21 protein-coding genes are annotated in these 23,655 nt (G+C 72.3%); 8 read left to right on the plus strand and 13 right to left on the minus strand.

Translation table 11 applies throughout. The annotated features are described in order from the left end of the window. Positions 1-144: 144 nt before the first annotated feature. Positions 145-324, minus strand: a complete 180-nt coding sequence (locus O7627_RS21570; protein WP_278095311.1) for a DUF397 domain-containing protein — start codon at positions 322-324, stop codon at positions 145-147. Beyond that, complete coding sequence (locus tag O7627_RS21575) at positions 299-1,093, minus strand: helix-turn-helix transcriptional regulator (protein ID WP_278095312.1); 795 nt, start codon at positions 1,091-1,093, stop codon at positions 299-301. The genes O7627_RS21570 and O7627_RS21575 overlap by 26 nt, the downstream gene beginning before the upstream one ends. A gap of 318 nt (positions 1,094-1,411) precedes the next feature. Here O7627_RS21575 and O7627_RS21580 point away from each other — a divergent pair, with 318 nt between their 5' ends. Continuing rightward, positions 1,412-1,675 (plus strand): hypothetical protein, encoded by a 264-nt coding sequence (locus O7627_RS21580; RefSeq protein ID WP_278095313.1) that lies wholly within the window; start codon positions 1,412-1,414, stop codon positions 1,673-1,675. 15 nt (positions 1,676-1,690) lie between these two features. On the opposite strand, the gene pulA is transcribed toward O7627_RS21580, so the two are convergent. Both pulA and O7627_RS21590 read right to left on the minus strand, forming a co-directional pair. After that, on the minus strand, positions 1,691-7,294 hold the full coding sequence (gene pulA / locus O7627_RS21585; RefSeq protein ID WP_278095314.1) for a pullulanase-type alpha-1,6-glucosidase: 5,604 nt from the start codon (positions 7,292-7,294) through the stop codon (positions 1,691-1,693). Between the two features lie 134 nt (positions 7,295-7,428). After that, complete coding sequence (locus tag O7627_RS21590; RefSeq protein ID WP_278095315.1) at positions 7,429-7,797, minus strand: MerR family transcriptional regulator; 369 nt, start codon at positions 7,795-7,797, stop codon at positions 7,429-7,431. 122 nt (positions 7,798-7,919) lie between these two features. Between O7627_RS21590 and O7627_RS21595 the strand changes: the two genes are divergently transcribed. Further along, on the plus strand, positions 7,920-8,990 hold the full coding sequence (locus O7627_RS21595; RefSeq protein ID WP_278095316.1) for an alkene reductase: 1,071 nt from the start codon (positions 7,920-7,922) through the stop codon (positions 8,988-8,990). Between the two features lie 28 nt (positions 8,991-9,018). Here the strand turns inward: O7627_RS21595 and O7627_RS21600 are convergent, their stop codons facing one another. Both O7627_RS21600 and O7627_RS21605 read right to left on the minus strand, forming a co-directional pair. Continuing rightward, a complete protein-coding gene (locus O7627_RS21600) occupies positions 9,019-9,645 on the minus strand; it encodes a cellulose binding domain-containing protein (RefSeq protein ID WP_278098368.1) in 627 nt (208 codons plus the stop codon). 108 nt (positions 9,646-9,753) lie between these two features. After that, a complete protein-coding gene (locus O7627_RS21605; RefSeq protein ID WP_278095317.1) occupies positions 9,754-10,614 on the minus strand; it encodes a hypothetical protein in 861 nt (286 codons plus the stop codon). Positions 10,615-10,678: 64 nt separating this feature from the next. Between O7627_RS21605 and O7627_RS21610 the strand changes: the two genes are divergently transcribed. Continuing rightward, positions 10,679-10,858: a hypothetical protein gene (locus O7627_RS21610; RefSeq protein WP_278095318.1), complete on the plus strand. Its 180-nt coding sequence runs from the start codon at positions 10,679-10,681 to the stop codon at positions 10,856-10,858. 247 nt (positions 10,859-11,105) lie between these two features. On the opposite strand, the gene O7627_RS21615 is transcribed toward O7627_RS21610, so the two are convergent. After that, positions 11,106-11,849 carry a hypothetical protein gene (locus O7627_RS21615; RefSeq protein WP_278095319.1) on the minus strand — a complete coding sequence of 248 codons (744 nt, stop codon included), beginning with the start codon at positions 11,847-11,849 and terminating at the stop codon, positions 11,106-11,108. Positions 11,850-12,035: 186 nt separating this feature from the next. Next, positions 12,036-12,686, minus strand: coding sequence for a maleylpyruvate isomerase family mycothiol-dependent enzyme (locus O7627_RS21620; protein WP_278095320.1), 651 nt, complete (start codon positions 12,684-12,686; stop codon positions 12,036-12,038). 72 nt (positions 12,687-12,758) lie between these two features. Between O7627_RS21620 and O7627_RS21625 the strand changes: the two genes are divergently transcribed. From O7627_RS21625 to O7627_RS21635, 3 genes are all read left to right on the plus strand, one after another. Further along, the gene (locus O7627_RS21625; protein ID WP_278095321.1) at positions 12,759-13,199 is read left to right on the plus strand and encodes a MarR family transcriptional regulator; all 441 of its coding nucleotides are present in this window, start codon (positions 12,759-12,761) and stop codon (positions 13,197-13,199) included. Between the two features lie 106 nt (positions 13,200-13,305). Continuing rightward, positions 13,306-13,650, plus strand: a complete 345-nt coding sequence (locus tag O7627_RS21630; RefSeq protein ID WP_278095322.1) for a hypothetical protein — start codon at positions 13,306-13,308, stop codon at positions 13,648-13,650. A 1-nt stretch (position 13,651) separates the two neighbouring features. Further along, the gene (locus tag O7627_RS21635; protein ID WP_278095323.1) at positions 13,652-15,307 is read left to right on the plus strand and encodes a hypothetical protein; all 1,656 of its coding nucleotides are present in this window, start codon (positions 13,652-13,654) and stop codon (positions 15,305-15,307) included. Here the strand turns inward: O7627_RS21635 and O7627_RS21640 are convergent. Beyond that, positions 15,297-16,145, minus strand: a complete 849-nt coding sequence (locus O7627_RS21640) for a lytic transglycosylase domain-containing protein (protein WP_278095324.1) — start codon at positions 16,143-16,145, stop codon at positions 15,297-15,299. The genes O7627_RS21635 and O7627_RS21640 overlap by 11 nt on opposite strands. A 340-nt stretch (positions 16,146-16,485) precedes the next feature. Here O7627_RS21640 and O7627_RS21645 point away from each other — a divergent pair, with 340 nt between their 5' ends. Continuing rightward, positions 16,486-19,344 carry an aconitate hydratase gene (locus O7627_RS21645; protein WP_278095325.1) on the plus strand — a complete coding sequence of 953 codons (2,859 nt, stop codon included), beginning with the start codon at positions 16,486-16,488 and terminating at the stop codon, positions 19,342-19,344. A gap of 36 nt (positions 19,345-19,380) precedes the next feature. Here O7627_RS21645 and O7627_RS21650 read toward each other — a convergent pair whose 3' ends face one another. Next, complete coding sequence (locus tag O7627_RS21650; RefSeq protein ID WP_278095326.1) at positions 19,381-20,316, minus strand: nucleoside-diphosphate kinase; 936 nt, start codon at positions 20,314-20,316, stop codon at positions 19,381-19,383. 6 nt (positions 20,317-20,322) lie between these two features. Then, on the minus strand, positions 20,323-20,970 hold the full coding sequence (locus O7627_RS21655; protein ID WP_278095327.1) for a hypothetical protein: 648 nt from the start codon (positions 20,968-20,970) through the stop codon (positions 20,323-20,325). A gap of 471 nt (positions 20,971-21,441) precedes the next feature. On the opposite strand from O7627_RS21655, the gene O7627_RS21660 reads away from it, so the two are divergent. Continuing rightward, entirely contained in the window at positions 21,442-21,687 is a 246-nt protein-coding gene (locus O7627_RS21660) for a DUF2630 family protein (RefSeq protein ID WP_278095328.1), read from the plus strand. A 44-nt stretch (positions 21,688-21,731) separates the two neighbouring features. Here O7627_RS21660 and O7627_RS21665 read toward each other — a convergent pair whose 3' ends face one another. Both O7627_RS21665 and O7627_RS21670 read right to left on the minus strand, forming a co-directional pair. After that, positions 21,732-22,688: an RIO1 family regulatory kinase/ATPase gene (locus tag O7627_RS21665; RefSeq protein WP_278095329.1), complete on the minus strand. Its 957-nt coding sequence runs from the start codon at positions 22,686-22,688 to the stop codon at positions 21,732-21,734. A 213-nt stretch (positions 22,689-22,901) separates the two neighbouring features. Next, a complete protein-coding gene (locus tag O7627_RS21670) occupies positions 22,902-23,546 on the minus strand; it encodes an HAD-IA family hydrolase (RefSeq protein WP_278095330.1) in 645 nt (214 codons plus the stop codon). Positions 23,547-23,655: the final 109 nt, after the last annotated feature.

Here is a 23,655-nt window from a genome sequence, read left to right on the forward strand (position 1 = left end):
CCGTCGAGAACGGCGATTCATCACGGCAGGATGCGCCACGATCAACGCAACGGGCCACCTCACCCCGGCCAGAGCGCAGGTCCATCGGACGGACGGAGCCCCGGACCCCACGGACAGTGGGACCGGGGCTCCTGCGTCACCGGGCTAACGGACGCCTGCGACGAACGACCTCCACGCAGCCGGCCCGAACGTCAGCACCGGACCGGCCAGATCCTTGCTGTCCCGGACCAGCACCCGGCCAGGAAGATTGCTCGCGACCTCGACGCAGTCACCACCGTTAGGACCACTTCGGGTACTTTTACGCCATCTTGGCTCGTTCTTCATGCTCGTCGATCACTCTCAGGATCAGGAAACGGCTCAGGTCACAGGGTAGCGCCCGGGCGTTGATGGACTCCCATGCGCTTGCCAACCGGCGGAGATCCCGGGCGGCGGCGATCACTTTCCCCTCCAGTGGATCATCCACGTAGGCGACAGACGACCCGTCCGGGAGGGTCGCCAGCGCGAATGGCCCGCCATGTCCCGCGTGTATCCCAGACCCGAAGGGCACCACCCTGATGTGGACGTTCGGCCGGTGGCCGATATCCACCAGGTGTTCAAGCTGTTCCTTGATGGTCGCCGGGTCGCCATCCCGCAACACCGCTTCACCGATGATCGCGGCGAGCGTCACCGGATCAGGTCGATCAAGCGTCGCGGCCTGCCGTTCCAGCCGTTCCCTGGTCATCTCTTCGATCTGAACGCTGCTGTGCGCTCCGGCCGCGACAACTGCCCTGGCGTAAGCGGCCGTCTGGAGAAGGCCAGGGACGACGAGCGGTTGGTAGGTCCGCAGGATCGTCGCGCGTTCCTCGTTCTCCTTCCACGGCCGTAGCCACGGGGCGACCGCTTCGCCTCGCGCCTGTCGGACGAGTCGACGGAACTGGTCTCCGGTGCTGAAGAACGCGTCGAATCCCGCGGCAACCTCGTCCGGCGGGATGGATTTGCCTGACTCGTAATTGCCGATCTGCGACCCAGACACGTGCACCTCGGCACCCAGGGCGTCCTGAGACAAACCCTTGGCCATCCGCTCTCGACGGAGTGCCTGCCGAAACTCATTCATGTCGGCCAAATGAGCGCCCCTCTCGACTTGTGGTCGGCAAGTACCCCCGCCCAATTCTTCCCGTCCTGCATCTCGTAGTCCAGGGTGGATTCCAACCACGGCCGGCAAGGAGCGAGAGCCCCGGGCGAAGGGAAATCGTCACGCGCGGCGGTGGCCACCTGGTCCCATCCCGTCCGTTCCGGGGTGGGACCAGGGCTCCCAGTGACAACCATCTCCGATCGAGGAGGTAGCGCAAATGGGAAACAGCAGGGACGACGATCTGAATCGGAAGCTACGGGAGCCGTCGAGCGGGAGGCCCGCCGGTTCACCGCGCCGCCGTTGGAGACCGGCACCCTCTCGGGTGGCCGTCCGGACTCCACCGACGCGGATACGGCCGGGCCGGCGGCGATCCCGGCGGGAGTCCAGGTGGACGCCTACCGGATGCTGCTCGCTCAGCACACCCCGGGCATCAACGGTCGGTGCAGGTGCGGCAATCTGCTCGGCGAGGAGACCGGGCTGTGCTTCTACGGCCGGCAGGCCCAGGCCGGTCTGCTGCGGATCGCGGCCGCCGAACGGGAACGCCTCGACAACGGGGGATCCTGATCGACGAAGTTCGGTTCAGCGGGCCTCGACGAAGACGGCGACGGTGCGGGCCGGCACGGTGAGGGTGCCGGTCCGCCGGTCCGCCGACGCGGTCCGGACCACCGGGTCGGCCGACCCGCGCAGCACCGGGTGCAGCGCGACGTCCGCCCCGCGCAGGCCGGGTACGGTCTGGCTGACCTGCTCCGGCGTCGCGTTGAAGACCACGGTGACCGAACGCCACGTCGGGTCCAGTCGCTCCCCGTCCAGCCGCATGGTGATCACGCCCGGGGTCTCGGCCGGGCCGGAGAGCGGGAAGCTGACCCGCCGCTGCACCTCGGCCGCCGTCGGCAGCCCGAACACCGGTGACGAATTGCGTACCCGCAGCAGTTCGGCGTAGCGGGCGGCGGTGCCGTCGATCGCCGCGCAGTCGGGCACCAGGGCGGGATCGGCCAGCAGCGGCCGGGCGTACGGCCATTTGTCGTCGTTGTCGGCGGCCGGCGGCAGACCGGCGCCGAACCCGTTGCCGGTGACGCAGTCCCAGCGGATCTGGTTGAACCAGTCCCCCGAGTTGTACGAGTTGCGGTCCAGCGACTTGGAGCGCAGCCGTTCGGTGCCGGCGGTGACGAAGCCGGCGCCCTGACCGAGCAGCACCGGCGACAGGGCCAGCACCTGCATCCTGACCCGGTCGGCCATCGGGGTGCCGGCCGGCAGCTTGTACGCCAGCGCGTCGTACAGGATCTCGTTGTCGTGCGCGTCGACGTAGCTGACCGCCTCGCCCGGGGCGGCGGTGTAGCCGGTGGGCGAGCCGTTGTAGTCGATCTGCGCGCCGGTCACGACCCGGCCGTCGCTGGCCCGGAACCGGTAGCCGGCCAGGTTGCCGGCCAGCCCGACCTTGATCTGGTCCTGCTGGTGCAGCAGGGCGGCGCGCTGCTGCTCGGCGGTGCCGTTCACCGGGTCGCCGTTCGGGTCGGTGAACAGGCCCGAGGCGAAGCCCTGCTGGCGCGGGTTGGCGTCGAACGGGCCGCCGCCGCGGACCGCGTCGCGGAGCCGGTCGTTGAAGGTGCCGATCCCGGTGCCGGCCAGGTTCGCCTGGGTGGCCTGGACGAACCGGGCGTCGCCGGCCACCTCGCCGAAGTCCCAACCCTCGCCGTAAAGCAGGATCGCTGAGCCGTCGACCCCGTCCCGGGCGACCGTCAGCCGGTCCAGCGCCGCGCGTACGGCGAGGATGTTCGCCTTCGGGTGGTGCCCCATCAGGTCGAACCGGAACCCGTCCACCTTGTACCCGGTGGCCCAGGTGACGATCGAGTCGACCACCAGCTTGCCCATCATGGCGTGCTCGGGGGCGGTGTTGGCGCAGCAGGTGGAGTCGGCCACCGTGCCGTCGTCGAGCAACCGGTGATAGTAGCCGGGGACGATCCGGTCCAGCACCGACTTCGGGTCGGCCCCGGCCGCCGAGGTGTGGTTGTAGACCACATCCAACACCACCCGCAGACCGGCGCCGTTGATCCCGGCGACCATCCGCCGGAACTCGGCGGTCCGGGCGGCGCCCTGCGGCTCGGTGGCGTAGCCGCCCTCCGGGACGGTGTAGTGCAGCGGGTCGTAGCCCCAGTTGTAGCCGTCGGTGTCGGCGACGGCCGCCACGCAGGCCTGCTGCCGGTCCGAGTCCGGCGGCAGCGCGGCCAGGTCGCAGTCCGGCTGGGCCTGGTCGGCGCGGCGTTCGGGGATGGTCGCGAAGTCGAAGGTGGGCAGCAGGTGCAGGTGGGTGACCCCGGCCTCGCCGAGCAACCGCAGGTGGCTCATGCCGGTGCTGGCCGGGTCGGTGAAGGCGAGGTAGGTGCCGCGCCGGTCGGCCGGCACGCTCGGGTCGGCGATCGAGAAGTCGCGGACCGACACCTCCTGGATCTGGGTACGGGCGGCCGGCACGGGCGCCGGTTTGCGCAGCTTCGCCCAGCCGGCCGGGGCCAGCGCCGGGTCGACCAGATCGACGAGCTGGCTGTGGGTGGAGTCGGCCGCCAGCGCCAGCGAGTACGGGTCGGTCACCGAGGCGGTGGCCAGCTCCTGGGTGGCCGGCTGCCAGGTCCGCACCCGGTACCGGTAGTAGCTGCCCCGCCAGTCCTTGTCGCCGCGCACCGACCAGACGCCGGTGCGGTCGTCGCGGCGCATCGCGACGGTCCGGCTCGGGGTGCCGGTCGGGGCGTCGAAGAGTTCCAGCGCCACCTCCCGGGCGGTCGGTGCCCAGACCGCGACGGTGGGTCGGCCCCGGTCGAAGGTGGGGCCGAGCCGGGCGTGCGCGGCCGCCTCGGCGTAGAGGTCGTCGAGCACGCCGGGCAGCTGCACGCCGGTGGCGGCGAGCAGCGCGCCGGTGTGGTCGCGCTCGGTGACAATGAGCTGCCCGCGCAGCGCCGCCGGCACCCGGGCCAGGTCCCGCCGGTCGAGGGTGAGGGCGCTGTGCCGCCACAGGTGCGGAAACCGCGTCCGCTGGGCCTCCGTGAGCCCGTTGCGCGCCGCCGACAGCCGAATCGACGTGTACGCGCCGACCAGCTCGCCGTCGACCACGCGTATGCCACCGGCCGGGGCGACGACCAGGTCGTACCGTTTGCCGTCCAGGTGTTTCGTCGGTTCCAGGGTGTCGGCGGCGGTCGGCGGCGGCCAGGCGACGGTGGACCGGTCGATCCAGTGTGCGCGCTGGCGGGTGAGGTCCAGGTCGCGCCCGGCGGTGGCGGTCATCGGCAGCAGCCGGCCGGGGGTGCCGGCCAGCAGCCACGCCTCGCGGCCGGCGGTGGCGAAGTCGAGCCGCTGGTCATCGGGGAGATCCTTGGTGTCGCCGTGGTGGATGATGTAGCTCAGGCCGGTGGCGTCGGCGGCCAGCGGCACCCGGAAGGTGATGCCGAAGGCGTCCCGCTCGGCCGGGGGCAGCGGGTCGGCCCAGTCGGTCGGGGTGGCCGCGCCGTCCCAGACGTGTAGCCCCCAGCCAGCATAGGGGTCGGCCGGGCAGGGGTCGGCGGGGCAGTCGCCGGCCGGGCGGCGGTAGTGCAGTACGGCAGTGCTCTCGTCGGCCGGCGGGTCTGGCTCCCCGGTGGCCGCCTGGCGGCTCGGATAGATCGTCGGATCCCCCTGTTTGAGCCAGATCTCGCCGGTCTGGCGGACGTCGACGGTCCGGTCGGTGTCCACGTCCTTGTTGCCGGCGCCGTCGACGACCAGGAAGCCGGCGGTGCGGGCGTCGGGCTTGAGTTTCACCCAGGCGAACCGGCCGTAGGAGTCCTCGCCGGCGAACGGCTGCCCGGTCGGCCAGGTGGTCTGCCAGGCCGGGTCGATGTCGCCCCACGGGTAGAGGTTCCAGTCGTCGTAGGAGCCGTCGGTGCGCTGGTAGTGCACCACCAGCCAGTCCCGGACGGCGCCCTGGGCGGGGGTGCCCACGGTGGCCGTCGAGCGGGCGGTGGCGGTGCGGCCCCGGCCGTCGCGGGCCACCGCCTTGTACTCGATCCGGGTGCCGGCGGGCAGCCCGGTCAGGTCGTGGTGCACCCGGTACGGCGCGTGGTCGGCGCTACCGAGCAGCGTCCACCGGCCGCCGGCCACCCGGGCGGCGACGGTGACGGTGGCCAGCGGGTCGCCGATCACCTCGGCGGTGACGGCGGCCCGGCCGACGGCCACTCCCCCGGCGTCCGGCTCGGCGATGGTGACCGCCGGCCGGCCGGTTGGCGCCGGGATGGCGGCGCCGGCCCGGTAGGCGACCGCGGCCAGCGGCGGCACGGTCAGGGTGACCCGCCCGTCCGCCCCGGCCGCGACCGACGAGCCCGCGCCAGCGGCCGGCGACCCGGGGCCGGCGACCGTTGAGCCGGGGCCGTAGACGGCGGTGAAGGTGGCGCCGGGGGTCCAGGTGTCGACGGTGATTTGTTGGGCGGTGTCGGCGTTGTTGACCGCGACCAGGTACTCGGTGCGGTCGGTCGGGTCGATCCGGGAGAACGCGAAGACGCCGGGGCCGTCGGCGGCGTACCGGGTGAGCTGCACGCCGTCGCGCAGCGCCGGGTGTGCCCGGCGCAGGGCGCCCAGCTCGGCGATGGTCCGGTAGAGCGGGTGCCCGCGGTCGAACTGGTCGACGGCGTGGGTGCGGTCGGTGCCGAGCAGGTCGTCGTCGAGGTAGTCGGCGGTCCGGGAGGCGAACATCGGTTGCCGGGCGTCCTTGTCGCCGCCCGGCCCGGTGAAGCCCTGCTCGTCGCCGGAGTAGATCACCGGCTGCCCGCGGGAGAGGAACATCAGCTCGTGGGCGAGCTGGTCGCGGCGCAGGTGGCTGGCCGGGTCGGTGCCGCCGGCGGCGATGAACGACCCGATCCGGCCCATGTCGTGGTTGCCGAGGAAGGTGGGCAGCCGGCCGGCGTCGGTGTCGCGGGCGCGGTAGAGGTCGTCCCGGGCGTACAGGTCGGCCAGGGTGCGGGCCGGGGCGTCGGCGGCGACGAAGCCGCGGGCGGCCTCCTGGAAGCCGAAGTCGAGGGTGGCCGGCAGCCCGCCCCGCCGTACGTAGGTCGAGGTGACCTCCGCGTCGGCGCTGTAGACCTCGCCGAACATGAAGAAGTCGGGCTTGCCGGCCCGGCGCGCGGCGGCCTCGACCCCCTGGCTGAACTGCGGCCAGAAGTCCAGGTTGACGTGCTTGACGGTGTCCAGCCGGAAGCCGTCCACGCCGGTGGCGGTGACCCAGTCTGCGTAGATCTTCGTCATCCCCCGGACCACCTCGGGGCGTTCGGTCCACAGGTCGTCGAGGCCGAAGAAGTCGCCGTACTCGCTGTTCTCACCGGCGAAGGTCGAGTCCCCGCGGTTGTGGTACATGGTCGGGTCGTTGAGCCACGCGGGAACCTTGACCTTCGCGTCGCCCGGCGTCTCGAAGGTCGGGGTGTACGGGAAGGAGTCGCCGTTCACCGCGGGAAAGTCGCGGTCGCCGTCGGCGTGGTTGCGGTCCTCGAACGGCCGGCCGGCGGCGTCCCGGTACGGCTCGGTGGTCTTGTCGCGGTAGGAGTACTCGTCCTCGGCGTACCGGATGATGTCGGCGGTGTGGTTGACGATCACGTCGAGGTAGATCTTGATGCCGCGCTGGTGCGCCAGGCGGACCAGCCGCCGCAGGTCGGCCTTGCTGCCGAAGTGCGGGTCGAGCTCGGTGAAGTCAGTGATCCAGTAGCCGTGGTAGCCGGCCGACACGTCATCGCCTTCACCCTGCACCGGACGGTTCCTGAAGACCGGGGCGAGCCAGATCGCGGTGCTGCCCAGGCCCTGGATGTAGTCCAGCCGGTTGATGAGTCCCTTGAGGTCGCCGCCCTGGTAGAAGCCCTTGTCGGTGGGGTCGAATCCGGTGTTCAGCCGGTCGCCGGTCAGGCCGCCCCGGTCGTTGCCAGGGTCGCCGTTGGCGAACCGGTCGGGCAGGACGAAGTAGAACTGCTCGGCTCGGGGCCGGTTCGCCGCCCCGGCCTCGGCGAGCACCCGCTCGGCTGGTTCGCCGGCCCACTGGGCGGCACCGGTGACGCTGACCGTCCGGTCGGTGCCGGCCGGGTCGGCGGCCAGCCGGTCGATGACGACGGGGGTGCCGACCAGGGTGAGAGCCAGCAGGCAGCCGAGGGCGAGCAGGGCCTTGCGCGGGACGGGGGAGGGCTTCATCGACGGCCTTTCATCGGGTCGCTGATCCGCCCGCACGTTAGCCGCTATGAAAAATCTCTACAAGACCTTGCAAGAGGGTTGCACAGGATGCATCATCTTGCGCAAGTCGAATCAGCCCGTTGACCACCGGCCCATCAGCGGCGGGCGAACTCCGCCCGGTTGTCGCGATTGACCGCGATGAGCTGGTCGAGCATCGCCCGGGTCCGGGTGAGTTGCTCGATGTGCCCGGTGATGCGGTCCCGTTCGCGCAGCATCCGCTCCCAGGCGTCGTCGGAGGTCCGCTCACCGGGCGCGTCGACGCACGGGAGGAGTTGAGCGATGGTGCGGCTGGACAGCCCGGCGGAGTAGAGGGTCTGGATCAGCCGAACCCGATCCACCACGTCCCCGGTGTAGTGGCGCTGACCGCTCGGCGTACGCGTGCTGCCCAGCAGGCCCTGCTCCTCGTAATAGCGCAGGGACCGGACACTCACCCCGGTCCGCGCCGCCACCTCCCCGATCCGCATCGCGCCTCCTCCATGGTGATCCACGCCGCATCGCTTGCATCTGACGTGAATGTCAGGTCCTAGCGTAGCGACACGTCCGATCGACGGACGGGAACTGACCGAGACGTGCGGAGGCAGCACCGATGACGACCCTCTTCGACCGTTACCAGCTTGGCGACCTGACCCTGCCCAACCGGGTGGTGATGGCGCCGATGACCCGCGTCCGCGCGACCGCGGACGGGCTGGCCACCGGATCGATGGCCAGCTACTACGCCCAGCGCGCCAGCGCCGGGTTGATCGTCACCGAGGGGGTGCAGCCGAGTCTGGTGGGACAGTCCAACCCCGGCACCCCGGGGCTGCACACCGAGCAGCAGGTCAAGGCGTGGCGGCCGGTCACCGACGCGGTGCACACCAACGGTGGGCGGATCTTCGCCCAGCTCATGCACGGCGGCCGGGTATCGCACCCGGACACCACCGGTCGGCAACCGGTGGCCCCGTCGGCCGTACCCGCGGTCGGCGAGGTCTTCACCCCGACCGGCCCGAAACCGGCACCGGTGCCGCGGGCGTTGGCGACGGCCGAGGTGCCCGAGCAGGCCCGGTCGTACGCCGAGGCGGCACGGCGGGCCCTCGACGCCGGCTTCGACGGGGTGGAGTTGCACGGCGCGAACGGCTACCTCATCTCCCAGTTCCTGTCCAGCAACGCGAATCTGCGCACGGACGCCTACGGCGGATCGGTGCCGAACCGGATCCGGTTCGCGGTGGAGGCGGTGACCGCGACGGTGGACGCCGTGGGCGCCGGCCGGACCGGCATCCGACTCTCGCCCGGTGCCGGCATCTGGGGCGTCCAGGAGACCGGAATCCCCGAGCTGTACGGCGCGCTGCTCGCCGAACTCGCCCCGCTCGGACTGGCCTACGTCCATCTTGAGGCCACCACCGACGAGGAGATACTGCTGGGGCTCCGCGCCGCCTGGCCCGGCACGCTTGTGGTCAACCCCGCGTTCCCGATGGGACCGGTGCAGACCGACAAGGCAGCCGCCGTCCGCTGGCTGGGCCTCGGGGCCGACCTGATCAGCTTCGGCCGCGCCTTCATCGCCAACCCGGACCTCGTCGAACGGCTCCGTCAGGACCTGCCCATCGCGGAGACCGACCAGCAGACCTGGTACGCGGGCGGCGACACCGGCTACCTGACCTACCCCGCCTACCAGCACCGCTAGACCGTGGATGGGGGCTTCGGGACCTGGCTCAGCAGGCGGTCCCGTTCACCCGGCAGTCGGACGGCGCGTTCGCCGCGCCGGTGCGGTCGATGTGGAACCGCAGCGGCACGCTCGACCCGGCCGGCAGCGCGACCGTGCTGGTGAAGATGAACAGCCCGCCGGACCGGCGCAGGGTCGCCTGCGGCGCGGACTCGACCCAGAACGTCCGCAACTCACCGACCCCGGCCGGGAACCGCAGCTCGACGGTCCACTGCCGGTCGACCCCCGACACGTTCCGGAGCACCACCTCGCCGATGAACGAGTCGTCGTAGCTGGCCATCAACTGGTAGTGGCCGGTCACCGTCGGTGGCGCGGCGGGCGGGGCCGGCTTCGTGCGGGTCGCGGTGGCGGTCGGGTGGGTGGCCGGCAGATCAGTCGCCGCACCGCCCGACGAGCCTTCGACCGGCGGTGACGCGGACCCGGTCGGCGACGGCGCGGGTGCGCCGGGTGCGAGCGGCGGTGCGGACGGGAACGCGTCGGTCGAGCCGGGCGCGAATGGCCACTGTGGAGCGGGTTGGGCCGGCGGCGCGGCGGTCGGGCTGGCCGACAGCGGCACCCAACCGACCGCCACGACCAGCAGGAAAATCATCGCGCCCACCCCGGCGCCGACGACCATCCACGGCACGGCCGCGACGATCCTGAACCCGGATGCTTCGGGCCGGGCTCCCGATCCGTCGTACATGAGCCTCCCTCACGCCGCCCGCCCGGAGAGCGTAGCGCCTGATCAGCGCGGCGGCGTGCGTACCGTGATCTCGCTGCCCAGCCTGGCGCCCCCGGTCAGGTCCAGGTCGTCGCCGCTCCAGAACCGGCCGGGGTCGTACCAGTTGGGCCGGCGCCCCGGCGGCAGCAATCCCATCGCCTCGTAGGTGACGGCGACGACCTCCGCGCAGTACGCGGTCTCCAGGTCGCCGCCCGACTGGCGCTCGCCGCTCGGCTGGCGCTCGCCGCTCGGCTGACGCTCGCCGCTCGGCTGACGGTCACCGCCCGACCGACGCTCGCCGCCCGGCTCGCGGTCGCCGGCCTCGGCCGGTCCGCCGTGCTGCGGTCGCGGCAGTTTGCGCAGCCCCGGAATCCGCCGCACGTCCGGGAGCCGGCGCAGCTCCGGCAGCTTCCGGACTCCCGACAGCCTGCTGATGCCCGGTAGTTCGCCCGGTGCCGGGACCCGGCCGCGCAGCCAGCGGAGGGCGAGCTGCGCGGTGGACGGGAACGGGGTGCCGTCCAGCCGGGCGATGGTACGCAGCACGGCGTCCTCCATCGTCCGGTCCACCGGCGGTTCCAGCTGCCGCAGCCAGGCCCGCTGGCCGTACCGGTTGGCCCAGACGCAGACCGCGTCGCGCAGGTCGTGCAGCTGGACGCCCCGGTGGTGCCCGCCGGCCCACAGGTCCGGCAGCGACCGGCCCAGTTCGGCGTGCCACATCAGCGGCGGCAGGTCGTCGATCACCACGGACATGCCGACGTGGTTGACCGGGCTGTTGGTGGTCAACTGGATGGCCCGGTCCGGGACCGTACGCCCCCGGAACACCCAGACGTCTCCGGTACGGGTCAGGTCGAGCGCCTCATCGAGGCTGATGCTGTCGCCGGGCACCCGACCACCCTAGCCGTCCACCCGGCACCCGGCCGGCTGAGCGTCGCTCCACTAGGCTGGGCCGATGCGGTGGTGGAAGGTGCTCGGCCTGGCGAGCGTGGTCGGTGTGGCGGCGACCGGGGTGGTCATCGCCCGGGCCGAACGGCGGCGGCGGGCGTACACGCCGGAGGAGATCAGGTCACGGCTGCGCGACCGGCACGCGGAGGCCGCCTCGCCGGCCGCCGGCGACCAGCCGCAGCCGTAGACGCCGCCGGCGACCAGCCGCAGCCGTAGACGCCGCCGGCGACCAGCCGCAGCCGTAGACGCCGCTGGCGGCCAGCCGCAGCCGTAGACGCCGCTGGCGGCCAGCCGCAGCCGTAGACGCCGCTGGCGGCCAGCCGCAGCCGTGACGCCACCCGTTACCAGCCGTAGGCCCGACGCGGGCGGCAGGCTCCGGCCGAAGCCCGGCCCGGCAGCGGCTGGCCGGCGTGGCGAGCGGGGCGTGGGCGGGCTCAGCCGGTGGCGGTGGGGGACGGTGGCGCCGGGTCCTCGCCGTCGGCCCGGGCCAGGATCGGTTCGACGAGCGACCCGGTGACCGACGTCCAGTTCATCCGGGTCTCGCTGCCGGCCCGCAGGGTGCCCAGCAGGATGACCAGCACGGCGTTGCCACGGTTCAGCGCGAACACCCGGTTGTCCCCCCGGGCCGCGTCGGCCTGGGTGTACTCCGAGGCGATCGCCGAGACGAAGCCGTGCCAGTCGCGTACCGTCACGTCGCTGACCGCGACGGTTCGGGTGTGCGCGTCGATGGAACTGTCCGGGCCGAGCGTCTGGCGGGGCACGGCGGTGCTGGCCGGACAGGCCGTCGCCTGCTCGCGCATCTGCGCCAGCGCCGCCTCGGCCGCCTCCGCGTCCGGGTAGACGAGCGCCGTCTGGTCCAGCCAGTCGGTGCCGGTGGTCCCCTTGGCCAGCAGCCGGACCTGGCTGACCTTGGCGTCGCCGGGCACGTCGCGCTGCTGCACCCCGTCACACCAGTCGGTGAGCACCGGCGGCGCCGGCGTCCCGTCGTCGGTGACCCGGTCCGTCCACGCCTCGCCCAGTTCGTCCGCCCGCCACAGCGCCCGGTCGAGCTGGGTGACCGTCAGCTCCGGGCCGCCGTCCGAGTCGTCACCGTCGGAGGTGCAGGCCGTCACCGTGGGTGCGATAAGCAGGCCGGCGAGGAGTGCGACGAGCGGGATTCGGATCCGTTGACCGGGCACCGGTGCATGGTAGTCCGCGCACCTGGCACCGTCGATCGGGCCGGCCAACCTCCCGGTCGGCAGCCGGTCGACCACTCGCCGTCACCGGCCACAGGTCGGTCACCGACGGTGCCGTCCGAATCGTCGGTGGTCGGCGGTAGGCGGACGGTCCGGATCGTCGGTGGTCGGTGGTCAGGTGGTCCGCGGTCAGGTGGTCGGCCCGCGGGCGGAGAGGCGGGTGGAGAGTTCGGTCGCGCCGTCACCCGCGAGCCGGGGAAGGCTGGCCGTCCGGCCGGCCAGCAGCAGGAGCAGGGCGTCGATCGGCCCTTCGACCGCCGGGCCGTCGCCCCGGGTCCAGTCGGTGTCGGTCGCGGCCAGCCGGTAGCCGCCGAACCGGCGGCGGGCGTGGAACGGGAAGCCGATCGCCCAGAGCCGGTCGGCGGCCGCTCGGGCCGCCGCCACCGGCATCGGCCGGTCCAGTCCCAGCGGGATGGCGATGTCCTGGCCGTGCACGAGGACATCCATCAGCAGGTTCTCGGGGCCGGTGCCGGGCGGCACCCGGCGGGCGTCCGAGACCGCCCGCAGCTCGGCCAGCAGGGTCCCGGGCTGGCGGTCGGCCCGACGCCGGGCGCTGTCGCGGACCATCCGGTTGAAGCTGCCGCCGGCCCGGATGAGCTCGATCGTGGCGGGCAGCGGCCGCAGATCGGCCGCGACGATCAGGTGCGCGACGACGTCCCGGACCCGCCAGTCGGCGCAGAGCGACGGCCGGTCCCAGTCGGCCGGCGGTCGATCTTCGAGCAGGTCAGCGAGGCTGGTCCGTTCGGCGGCGATCGCCTGCCACTGCTGTTCCCGATCCATCCGGCCACCCCTTATTGGTAAGATTATCTGACGATACTAGTCAGCCTCTCTGATCAACTCAAGGGAGTGTCCATGGTCGACGACGACCTGAACGTCGGGGTGCTGATGTTCATCGCCCACCGGGCGATGGAGAACCGGGTCTTCTCGGCGCTGGCGGACGCCGGCTTCACCGACTTCACCCGGGCCCAGGGCCGGCTCATGTCCCGGATCGGACCGGCCGGCACCCGGCTGACCGAGCTCGCCGAGCAGGCCCAGGTGACCAAGCAGACCGCCGGGTTTCTGGTGGACCAGCTGGAACGCACCGGCTATGTCGAACGGGTGCCGGACCCCACCGACGCCCGCGCCCGGCTGGTCCGGATCGTCGGCCGTGGTCAGGCTGTCCTCCCGGTCGCGCGGGCCGCCGCCGACCAGGTCGAGCGCGAGTGGGCCGACCACCTCGGGGAGCGTGGGATGGCCCAGCTCCGCCGCGCGCTGACCGCGCTGCGGGAGATCACCGACCCGTACGCCGAGTGATCGCACGCGACAGGGCGGGGTGAGCTGTGGCGGGCCTCTCGGTACCGTATCGGAGGCAACGCGGTCCGCTACCGACCGCCAACTGCGAACCCGCTCGGAGCGACAGGTGATCGTACGAATCGTCGGTGACGCCCACTACGAACTGACCGAAGAGGACGGCGCCCGGCTGCGCGACCTCCAGTCCGGCGGCGGCGCGGACCCGATCATGCTCGCCGAGGAGGTACGCCGCCTGGGCACCCGCGTCCCGTCGGACCGACCGGCGGAGCTGGTGATCGACGACACCGTCGCCGACGACCCCGGGTACGCACCGTGGACCGACCGCGCGACCGGCGGCTGGGGCGGCGGGCCGACTCCGTCGACGTCGCCCCCCGACCAGCAACGCATCCGGCCGCCCGGAGTGGACTCGAAGGCCCTCGACGACGTGGAACCGCTCGACGACACCTGGTCCTGACGTGGCCGACGTCGCGACCCGGGTCGCTGAGCTCGCCGACGCCGTCACCCAGGTCGCGATCGGCGTACTGACCCTGATGGCCGCCCTGGTGGTGCTGATCGGGGTGGCGAACGCCGTCCGGTCCCGCCGGCACGAGCAGGTGGTGATCGCCGACATCGAGCCGCTCACCGTCGCCGGCACCGACCGCCAGGCGCCGACCGCCAGCCTCTCCCCCTGGCTGCGGCAGCGGGTCCGGGCGGCGCTGTTCGCCCAGCGGCACGACGCCCGGCACATCGTCGACGGTGTCCTCGGCCGGGACGTCGCCCTCGGCCGGGTACCGGTCGATCTGACCATGAACCACGCCGAGGCGGCGATCAGCGGGGCCGCCGAGGACGCCCTCGCGACGATGGCGCAGGGCCTGCGGGTGATCGCACCCCAGCAGGCGGAGGGGCTGCTGGGCGCGATGTCGGCCGCGCTGCCCCGGCGGCGCGGCTACCGGGTCCGGGTGTCCCCGTTGACCCGGGGCGCGGACCGGCGACCCCGTCTCGGCCTGGCCCTGGAACTGTCCCACCTGGACGGTCCCGCCATCGCCACCACCACCTTCTGGGAACCACCCGCCGGTCCGCCGGTCACCCCACCCAGCGCGCCGCCGACCGCCGAGCAACCGGCTACCCGATCCGCCGAGCCGGAGCAGGTCCAGCAGGGGCAGGAGGAGCAGGAAGAGCAGGTCCAGGAGCGGATGGTGGCGCTGATCGAGCCGGCCGCCCGGTGGATCGCCCTGCATCTGCTGACCCTGCGGCTGGTCATCCGGCCGACGCGCCGCTGGCCGTGGCGTACCCCGACGACCGTCCGGCTGGGCCTGCGCCGGCTGTTCGCGGGCGGGCTGGGCCGGACCGCGATGGAGGACTTCCCGCCGTACGCGATCGCGTTCGGCGAGGACGCCGTCGCCGAGCTCACGCTGGCGGCCGAGGGGCTCAACGGGTACCACCGACCGTGGGAGATCCTGGCGGGGGTCCGCGAACAACTCGCCCGGGTCCACCAGCGGGAGGGTCGCCCGGAGGAGGCCCGCCGCCAGTTCGGTCGCGCGGTACGGGAGTGGCGGCAGGCGGAGAACGCGCTGGCCGCCAACCCGGGTCGGGTGGTCGCCGTGCCCGCCCTCCGTAATCCGGCCGCCCGTGACCTGACCGGGGCCGACCACTCTCCGGCCGGGAGCGACAACGGCGTGCCGGCGGAGTTGGCCGACGACCGGGAACGGCTGCGGGTGCGGCGCCTCAAGTGTCTGTTGCTGGCCGGCGGGTCGGCCGCCGCGAAGACGGTGACCGCGGAACTCGCGGCGGCCGGGGTGTCGCCGGCCGCGAGCATGCGCACCCTCTACAACGCGGCCTGCCTCTACGCCACCCTCGGCGGGGAGCATCTCGCGTTGGCCGAGGTGACGATCGGGCGGGCGGTGCTGGCCGACCCGCACCGCGACGTGACGGCGGTCGCGCTGCGCGACGAGGAGCTACGGCCGATCAGCGGCCTGCGCGGGTACCTGGACCGGCTGGCCGCGCTGCGGCCCGAGCCGCCCCGGCCGGTCGGCGGCGACGAGGCGCTCGACCTCATCACCCGGGCGCGCGCCGTGGCCGGCCCGGTGCCGGAGCAGGCCGGACCGGTCGGAACCGGACCGGTCAGAAGCTGAGGCAGACGCACTCGGTCATCAGCGCCCGCACGTTTCGCACGTACTGCGGGTTCGGGATGACCAGGCCCTGGTCGGTGTCGACCGCGTACGGGCCGTAGTTGTAGGCGGCGATCACCAGGTTCAGCAGGCAGTGGTCGGTGCTGCCGGCGCAGTCGGCGGCGGTCAGCGCGTAGGCGCCGCCGAAGTAGGAGTCGGCGAAGAACCTGATCAGCCAGGCGAGGTAGTTGGCGCCGAGCGGCGCGTTGTCTCGGTAGTCGTGCAGATCGTAGGACTCGTCGAAGATCTCGTTCATCCAGTCGGCGGTCGCCGGCATCACCTGCATCAGCCCGACTCCGCCGTCGCAGGCGACGATGTTGGACTGCCAACCGCTCTCCTGCCAGGCCACCGCCTTGATCAGGTCCAGCGGCACCCGCAGGTGCGGCGCCGAGACCGGCAGGTAGACACGCCCGGCGGCGTCGGTCAGGACCGCCTTCACCTCGGCACGGGTGGCCTGCGGCCCGACGTAGGTCGGCCGGCAGTCGGTCGGCGACGGCTGCGGCATCGGCGGTGGGAGGTCCTTGCGGATCGGCGCGCCCTGGTCGCGTACCACCTTCGGCCGGCGGGGCGGCTGCCCGACGGCCGGGGTCGCCGCCTGCCCGGCGCGCTCCGCGGCCGTCCCGGCCGTCCCGGTCGTTGCGGGTGTGGGCCCTGCCACCGCGGCCGGATCGCCCGGCGCTCCGTCGGCCTGACCGCTCTCCGCCGAGACCAGTTCGCTCTCGCCGCCGAGCGGCACCCCACCGCGGTCGGCGCCGCCCGACGCCCCGCATCCGCCGACCAGCAACGCGACAGCCAATCCCACGGCCCCGCCCACCCGCCACCCGCGCACCGGCATCGCACTCCCACCCCGCCCCGAAACTGCGACGCAGCCTACCAACGCGCGACCCACAGGAAAGACCCGATCTTGGTAGCCGATGGCCCCCCATAAGGGCCGTTTCGTACCAAGATCCACGACCGCGCGGGGTTGCGCGGTTAGCAAGACGGACGTACGGTTTTGTTGGACCGGGTCGGCGGTAAGTGTTACCTCAGCCCGGCGGTGCGGTAACAGGTACGAAAGACTGCTGAGGAAGACGCGAACCACCACCCCGGCACGGGTAGCGCCCCCGACCGGCGGCGACATTTCGGCCGATGACGAAAACAGCGTGAGGGAGTACGACGTGGCGAGCCTCGACACCTTCGGTGCGAAGACCCAGCTGCGCGTCGGTGACGCCAGCTACGAGATTTTCAAGATCAGTAAGGTGGCCGGGCACGACCGCCTGCCCTACAGCCTCAAGGTGCTGCTGGAGAACCTGCTGCGCACCGAGGACGGCGCGAACATCACCGCCGACCACATCAACCAGCTCGGCGGCTGGGACCCCGACGCCACCCCCAGCGTGGAGATCCAGTTCACCCCGGCCCGGGTGCTGATGCAGGACTTCACCGGGGTGCCCTGCGTGGTCGACCTGGCCACCATGCGGGAGGCGGTCCGCGACCTCGGCGGCGACCCGGCCAAGGTGAACCCGCTCGCCCCCGCCGAACTGGTCATCGACCACTCGGTGATCGCCGACCTGTTCGGCCGGCAGGACGCCTTCGCCCGCAACGTCGAGCTGGAGTACGAGCGCAACAAGGAGCGCTACCAGTTCCTGCGCTGGGGGCAGTCGGCGTTCAACGAGTTCAAGGTCGTCCCGCCCGGCACCGGCATCGTGCACCAGGTCAACATCGAGTACCTGGCCCGGACGATCATGGAGCGCAACGGTCAGGCGTACCCGGACACCGTCGTCGGCACCGACTCGCACACCACGATGGTCAACGGCCTCGGCGTGCTCGGCTGGGGCGTCGGCGGCATCGAGGCGGAGGCCGCCATGCTCGGCCAGCCGGTCAGCATGCTCATCCCCCGGGTCGTCGGCTTCAAGCTGCACGGTGAGATGCCGGCCGGCACCACCGCCACCGACCTGGTGCTGACCATCACCGAGATGCTGCGCCGGCACGGCGTGGTCGGCAAGTTCGTCGAGTTCTACGGCCCCGGCGTGGCCGCCGTGCCGCTGGCCAACCGGGCCACCATCGGCAACATGTCCCCCGAGTACGGCTCCACCGTCGCGATCTTCCCGATCGACGCCGAGACCATCCGCTACCTGACGCTCACCGGCCGCGACGAGCAGCAGGTCGCGCTGGTCGAGGCGTACGCCAAGGAGCAGGGGCTCTGGCACGACCCGGACCGCGAGCCGAACTACTCCGAGCGGCTCGAACTCGACCTGTCGACGATCGAGCCGTCGCTGGCCGGCCCGAAGCGCCCGCAGGACCGGGTGCCGCTGGGCAACGCCAAGACCCTGTTCCGCTCCGCGCTGGCCGACTACGTCTCCAACGACCAGACCGGGTCGGACGCCGACACCGCCCGGGGCGGCCTCAAGACCAATCCGCCGTACGGGGTGAACGGGCACGCCGACGAGGCCAGCGCCGAATCCTTCCCGGCCAGCGACCCACCGGCCGCCGACGGCGCCGACGACCCGGCCGACCGGCCCCGCGACCTGATCAGCGCCGCGGCCGGCGCGGGCGGGCGGGCCGCCAACCCGGTCCGGGTCACCGCCGACGACGGTACGGAGTACGAGCTCGACCACGGCGCGGTGGTGATCGCGGCCATCACCTCCTGCACCAACACCTCCAACCCGCAGGTGATGATCGGCGCGGCGCTGCTGGCCCGCAACGCCGTCGACCGGGGCCTTGCCCGCAAGCCGTGGGTGAAGACCACCCTGGCGCCCGGCTCCAAGGTGGTGATGGACTACTACGAGCGCGCCGGTCTCACCCCGTACCTGGAGAAGCTCGGTTTCCACCTGGTCGGCTACGGCTGCACCACCTGCATCGGCAACTCCGGCCCGCTGCCGGAGGTGGTCTCCGCCGCCGTCAACGACAACGACCTGGCCGTGGTCTCGGTGCTGTCCGGCAACCGCAACTTCGAGGGCCGGATCAACCCGGACGTGAAGATGAACTACCTCGCGTCGCCGCCGCTGGTGGTGGCGTACGCGCTGGCCGGCACGATGGACATCGACCTGGCCAACGAGCCGATCGGCTTCGGCGCCGACGGTCAGCCGGTGTTCCTGCGCGACATCTGGCCCAGCTCCAAGGAGATCGACGAGGTGATCGCCGCGGCGATCGGCGCCCAGGGCTTCGGCCAGGCGTACTCGGACGTCTTCGCCGGCGACGAGCGCTGGCAGTCGCTGCCCACCCCGACCGGCGACACCTTCACCTGGGAGGACGACTCCACCTACGTGCGGCGTCCGCCGTACTTCGAGGGGATGGACCGGGAGCCGGCGCCGGTCACCGACATCGCCGGCGCCCGGGTGCTGGCCAAGCTGGGCGACTCGGTGACCACCGACCACATCTCGCCGGCCGGCTCGATCAAGGCCGACTCCCCCGCCGGCAACTACCTCGCCGAGCGGGGCGTGGCCCGGCACGAGTTCAACTCGTACGGCTCCCGGCGCGGCAACCACGAGGTGATGATCCGCGGCACCTTCGCCAACATCCGGCTGCGCAACCAGCTCGTCCCCGGGGTCGAGGGCGGCTTCACGATCAACCACCTCACCGGCGAGCAGACCAGCATCTACGACGCCTCGGTGGCCTACCAGTCCGCCGGCGTCCCGCTGGTCATCCTGGCCGGCGCCGAGTACGGCTCCGGGTCGTCGCGGGACTGGGCGGCCAAGGGGACCATGCTGCTCGGCGTGCGGGCGGTGATCGCCGAGTCGTACGAGCGGATCCACCGCTCCAACCTGATCGGCATGGGGGTGCTGCCGCTGCAGTACCCGGTCGACGTGACGGCCGAGTCGCTGGGGCTGACCGGCACCGAGACGTTCTCGATCAGCGGGGTGACCGCGCTGGGCGACGGCGAGATCCCGGCCACGGTGAAGGTCAGCACCGACACCGGGGTCGAGTTCGACGCGGTGTTGCGGATCGACACCCCGGGCGAGGCCGACTACTACCGGCACGGCGGCATCCTGCAGTACGTGCTCCGCAAGATGCTCACCGCCTGAGGTCGTACCCGGCCTGGCGGTGCCCGACGGGCGCCGTCAGGCCGCGGTCGACGAGACGTCCGGCAGCAGGCTGTCGATCCCGGGCAGGTACGGGTCGAGCAGGTGGGTGGCGAGGACGATGCGCTGCCAGCGGCTGACCGGAACGCCGCACTCCCGGGCCAGTCGCAGCAGCCGGCGCCAGTCCCGCGACTGTCCGGCCCGGATCCGGGCGATCAGCGCGAGCAGGTGCGGCAGCGGATCGGGCGCATCGGCGGCGGCCCGGGCGGCGGCGGCCAGCTCGTCGAGGGTGGGCTCGATGTCGAGCCGCACCGCCGGGGTCGCCGCCTCCAGCCGCCGCACCAGGTCGAACGCCTCCGCGGACCGGTCGGCGGCGGCCAGCGCGCGGCGGTAGAGCGCGAGTCGGGTCTCGTGGTCGCAGAGCACCGCCAACTCGCGGAGCAGGTCCGCCGGCTCGTCGGCGGTGTGCACCAGGTTGAGCTGGTAGTTGACGCTGCCGACGTCGTAGCGGAGCTGGCCGGGGCGGCAGCCGACCGGGTCGGCCGGCCCCTTCGCCTCACTGAGCAGCAGGGTGGCGGCCCGGGACCGGCCGGGCATGGCCAGGATGACCAGCAGGCACTCGCTGGCTGTCACGTAGAGGTCGGCGGCGTCGCGGCGGTCCCGGCTGGCGGCGTTCAGCCCGTACTGCCACAGGGCGCGGATGCCGTGCCGGTCGATGGTCACGGCATCCGCCCAGACGATCGTGAACCCGTTGGCGATGACCCACCGCAGTGCCGCCCCGAGCCGCCGACCCACCACCGCGTCCGGCTTCAGCAGCAGCAGGGCGTGGTCGTGACAGAACCGCTCGGCGCTGTCGGCGACCTGGGTCAGGTCCTCGAAGCCTTCCCGGAAATAGGTGTCCACGGCGTACAGCAGCCGCTTGCGCGGCAGCGTCGAGAGGTAGGCGGGAATTTCCAGGGCGGCAGGGGTGGTCATCGCGGTTCACTCCCGAAGTGTGGCTGCTCTCCTCCCGGCGGCGGCCGGGCTGAACACCTCTCCATCGATCACGACCGCGGCGAACTGACGCAGCGGGATCGGCTCGAAGACCGGCGCGCCGAGCTGCTCGAAGACCGGGCCGGGCACCAGCTTCAGTCCGGTGGTGACCACCAGGGTGGGCAGCCGCCGGGCCAGTTCGAGGGTGCCCTTGATGTTCAGCACCCGGTCCGGGCCGATCGCGTCCGCTCCGGCCAGCGCGATCGCCGGCTCGCCCGCCGGCGCCGGGCCGAGCTCGGCGAGGACCCGGTCGATGATGGAACTGCTCGGTGCCACCGCCACCGGCCCGCCACCATGGCGTCCGACCCAGTCGACGGCTGCCTTGACGCTGTTGTCGACCGCCTGTTCCAGCTCGTCGCGGATGCGGCGCAGGGCCGATGCCGGCTCGTCGCCGTGCGCCGCCCGGGTGAGGTGCCAGATCGGGGCGTAACCGGTCAGCTTTTCGCGGAGAAAGTCCGTGGCCCGGCGCAGCTCCGCCCGGTCATCGACTATCTCCAATAGACCCTGAATAACAAGGCGGGCGACCCCGGTAGCGCCGGCCGTGGTCACGGTGACGGCGTCCTGCAACGGTTTGGGGAACCCGTTCTGGTCCATCATGAGGTCTCTTCTCGTTCCTGGTCCGAATCGTGGAATCCTGGGGAACCCGGGCCCGTCCGGGCATGCGGACGGAACGCGTGGGTCCCGTAGTTAATATCAGGGCACGCGGGCCAGGGCCGGCATATGCCGGCCAACTCGGGTGGAGTCGTGGAGGAACTCGGACAGGACTTCAGAGCGGTTCCGGGCGACCCGCCCGAACCACGGTCCATAGTATTGTCACGGTGACCGGCAGGCTACCCCCGGTTTCATCGACAATCCGTCCGGGCCGTCCGATGTCAGTTCCCCCAGCCCACCGGAATGGCTGATCAGCGGCCGCTTGTCACCACGGTTTGAAATGGTTCCCGGAACGGTGCCGGAATAGGCCGGCCGGGACCAGCTCACCGGGACCGTCGCGGGACCAGGGTGGCCACCCGCCGGCGGCGCTGCCCGGGATCACGGGCGTACCGGGTTGCCCTGTGACAGGCTCTGGGGATGGACGACAGCACGATTCTGAGCCGCATCAACGAACTGGTCGACGAGGAGCACCGGCTCCGGGCGCAGGCCCAGGCGGTGGAGGGCACCAGCGAGGAGGAACGGGCCCGGCTGCGGGACCTGGAGGAATCCCTCGACCAGTGCTGGGACCTGCTGCGCCGCCGCCGGGCCGCACGCCAGGCCGGCACCGACCCGGAGGCCGCTGGCGTCCGCCCCCGCGAAGAGGTGGAACGCTACCTGCAGTGAGTCCCCGGGCGACCGCGGCGAACCGGCCGCGGTCGCCCGGGTCGTCAGCGCATCCCGGCCTCGGCCAGCAGTCGGGCGGTGAGCGCGGCCGGATCGGCCCGGTCGGCCGGCAGGCCCCGCGCGACGAACCACTGGCTCACCACCTGCACGTCCCGGGCCAGGAACTCCCGGCCCTGCGGGTTGGCGACCACGTCCACCACCTGGGGCAGGTCGATGAGCACCAACCGCTCCCCGTCCACCAGCAGGTTGTACGGGGACAGGTCGCCGTGTGCCAGGCCGGCACGGGCCAGCACCACGAGCGCGTCCAGCAGCTGATCCCACAACCCGTGCAGCTGCCGGCCGGCCGGCCGCAGCTGGGCCAGCCGGGGTGCCGCGGTGTCGCCGTCCGGATCGCCGATGAATTCGAGCAGCAGTTCGGTGCCGATCAGCTGGACCGGGTACGGCACCGCGATCGTGCCCAGCTCCCGGCCGAGTTGCCAGAGCCGGGTCAACGCGGCGAACTCGGCCCGGGCCCATTGCCCGGCGATCATCTGCCGGCCGAAGGTGGTCCGGCCGGCCATCGCCCGGTTCTCCCGCGAGCGCCGGACCCGACGCCCCTCCAGGTAGCCGGCGTCGCGGTGGAAGAGCCGGTGCTCGGGATCGCGGTACCGCTTTGCCGCCAGCAGGCAGCTCCGGTCGGTCTCCGGCACCTCCCGGCGGACCAGGTGGACGTCGGCCTCCTTGCCGGTCTTCAGCACGCCCAGGTCGGTGTCGACCGCGGCCAGCTCGGTGACCAGCCAGTCCGGATACGGCTCGGGACCGCGTTCGGCGACGTCCCAGCTCGACCAGCGGTCGCCGGTCTCGGGCAGATCGGTGTCGGCGTTGGTGTCGATGGTGGTCGGCCCGCTGCGCCGGAGCCGCTTCTCCTGGCGCGGTTCGTCATCGTCGAACTGGCGGGGCGAGCGGTTACGGCGCGGTCGCGCCGGTGGGTCGAAGTCGTGCTCGTGGTTGTGGTCGTACACTGTCGGATCCCCTTGATCGAGGCGGAAGAAGGCAGGCCGGGACGCGGCGGAACGCAGGCATCTCTTGACCTCCTTCTGCTCGACCGGGCGGACCCGGATCCGACGTGACGCGGGCCAGTATGGGCGCAGCGTCGGCGGGTGGGCAACCGATTATCCCGGCCGGATTCCCCGCAGCCGGGATGCGCCGGCCGGCGCGGTGCGGTGCGGGCTCGGTCAGGCGCCGAGAATGGTGGCCAGCGCGGGCAGCAGTCCGTCGACCGTGCGGGTCGGCGCGAACCGGGTGTCCATCCAGGTGCGCCCCCGGCGCAGCCAGACGCTGGGCAGCCCGACCGCGGCCGCCCCGCCGATGTCGGCCTCGGGGCTGTCACCGACCACCCAGGCGCCGCGCAACCTCATCCGGGCCCGCTCGGCGGCGAGCGCGAAGATCCGCGGGTTCGGCTTGCTGACGCCGGCCTCCTCGGAGATCACCCAGTCGGCGATGTAGCGGTCCAGGCCGGTTCGCCGGATCATGGTGTCCTGCTGCCGCATGGTGCCGTTGCTCACCACGACGGGGACCCAGCCCGCGTCGTCGGCGATCTGCAACGCGCAGGCGACCAGCGGGTCCAGCCGGGTGTGCTCGACCACCCCGTCGTGCAGCGCGTCGACCAGGTCGATGGAGGGGATCCGGAGCTGGTAGCGGTCCCGGATCGCATCGGCCACGTCCCACCGGTTGGTCAATCCGTCCGCGTCGACCGAGACCAGCCAGTCGATGTCGCTCGGCGGAGCCCCGATCTCGGCCAGGAACCCCTCTGCCCAGACACGGAACGGCCCGGCCCGATCGAGCAGGGTGTTGTCCAGATCGAGGAGGAGCAGCGGCACTCGCGAACCCTACGGGAAGTGACCGGTCGAACAACAGTCCCAACATGTAAACAACGATCCCCGCGGGCAGCATCCAAGACGTACGTACGGATTGCATCGCCGCCCGGGG

Source organism: Solwaraspora sp. WMMD1047, assembly GCF_029626155.1.
In the GTDB taxonomy this organism is placed as follows: domain Bacteria; phylum Actinomycetota; class Actinomycetes; order Mycobacteriales; family Micromonosporaceae; genus WMMD1047.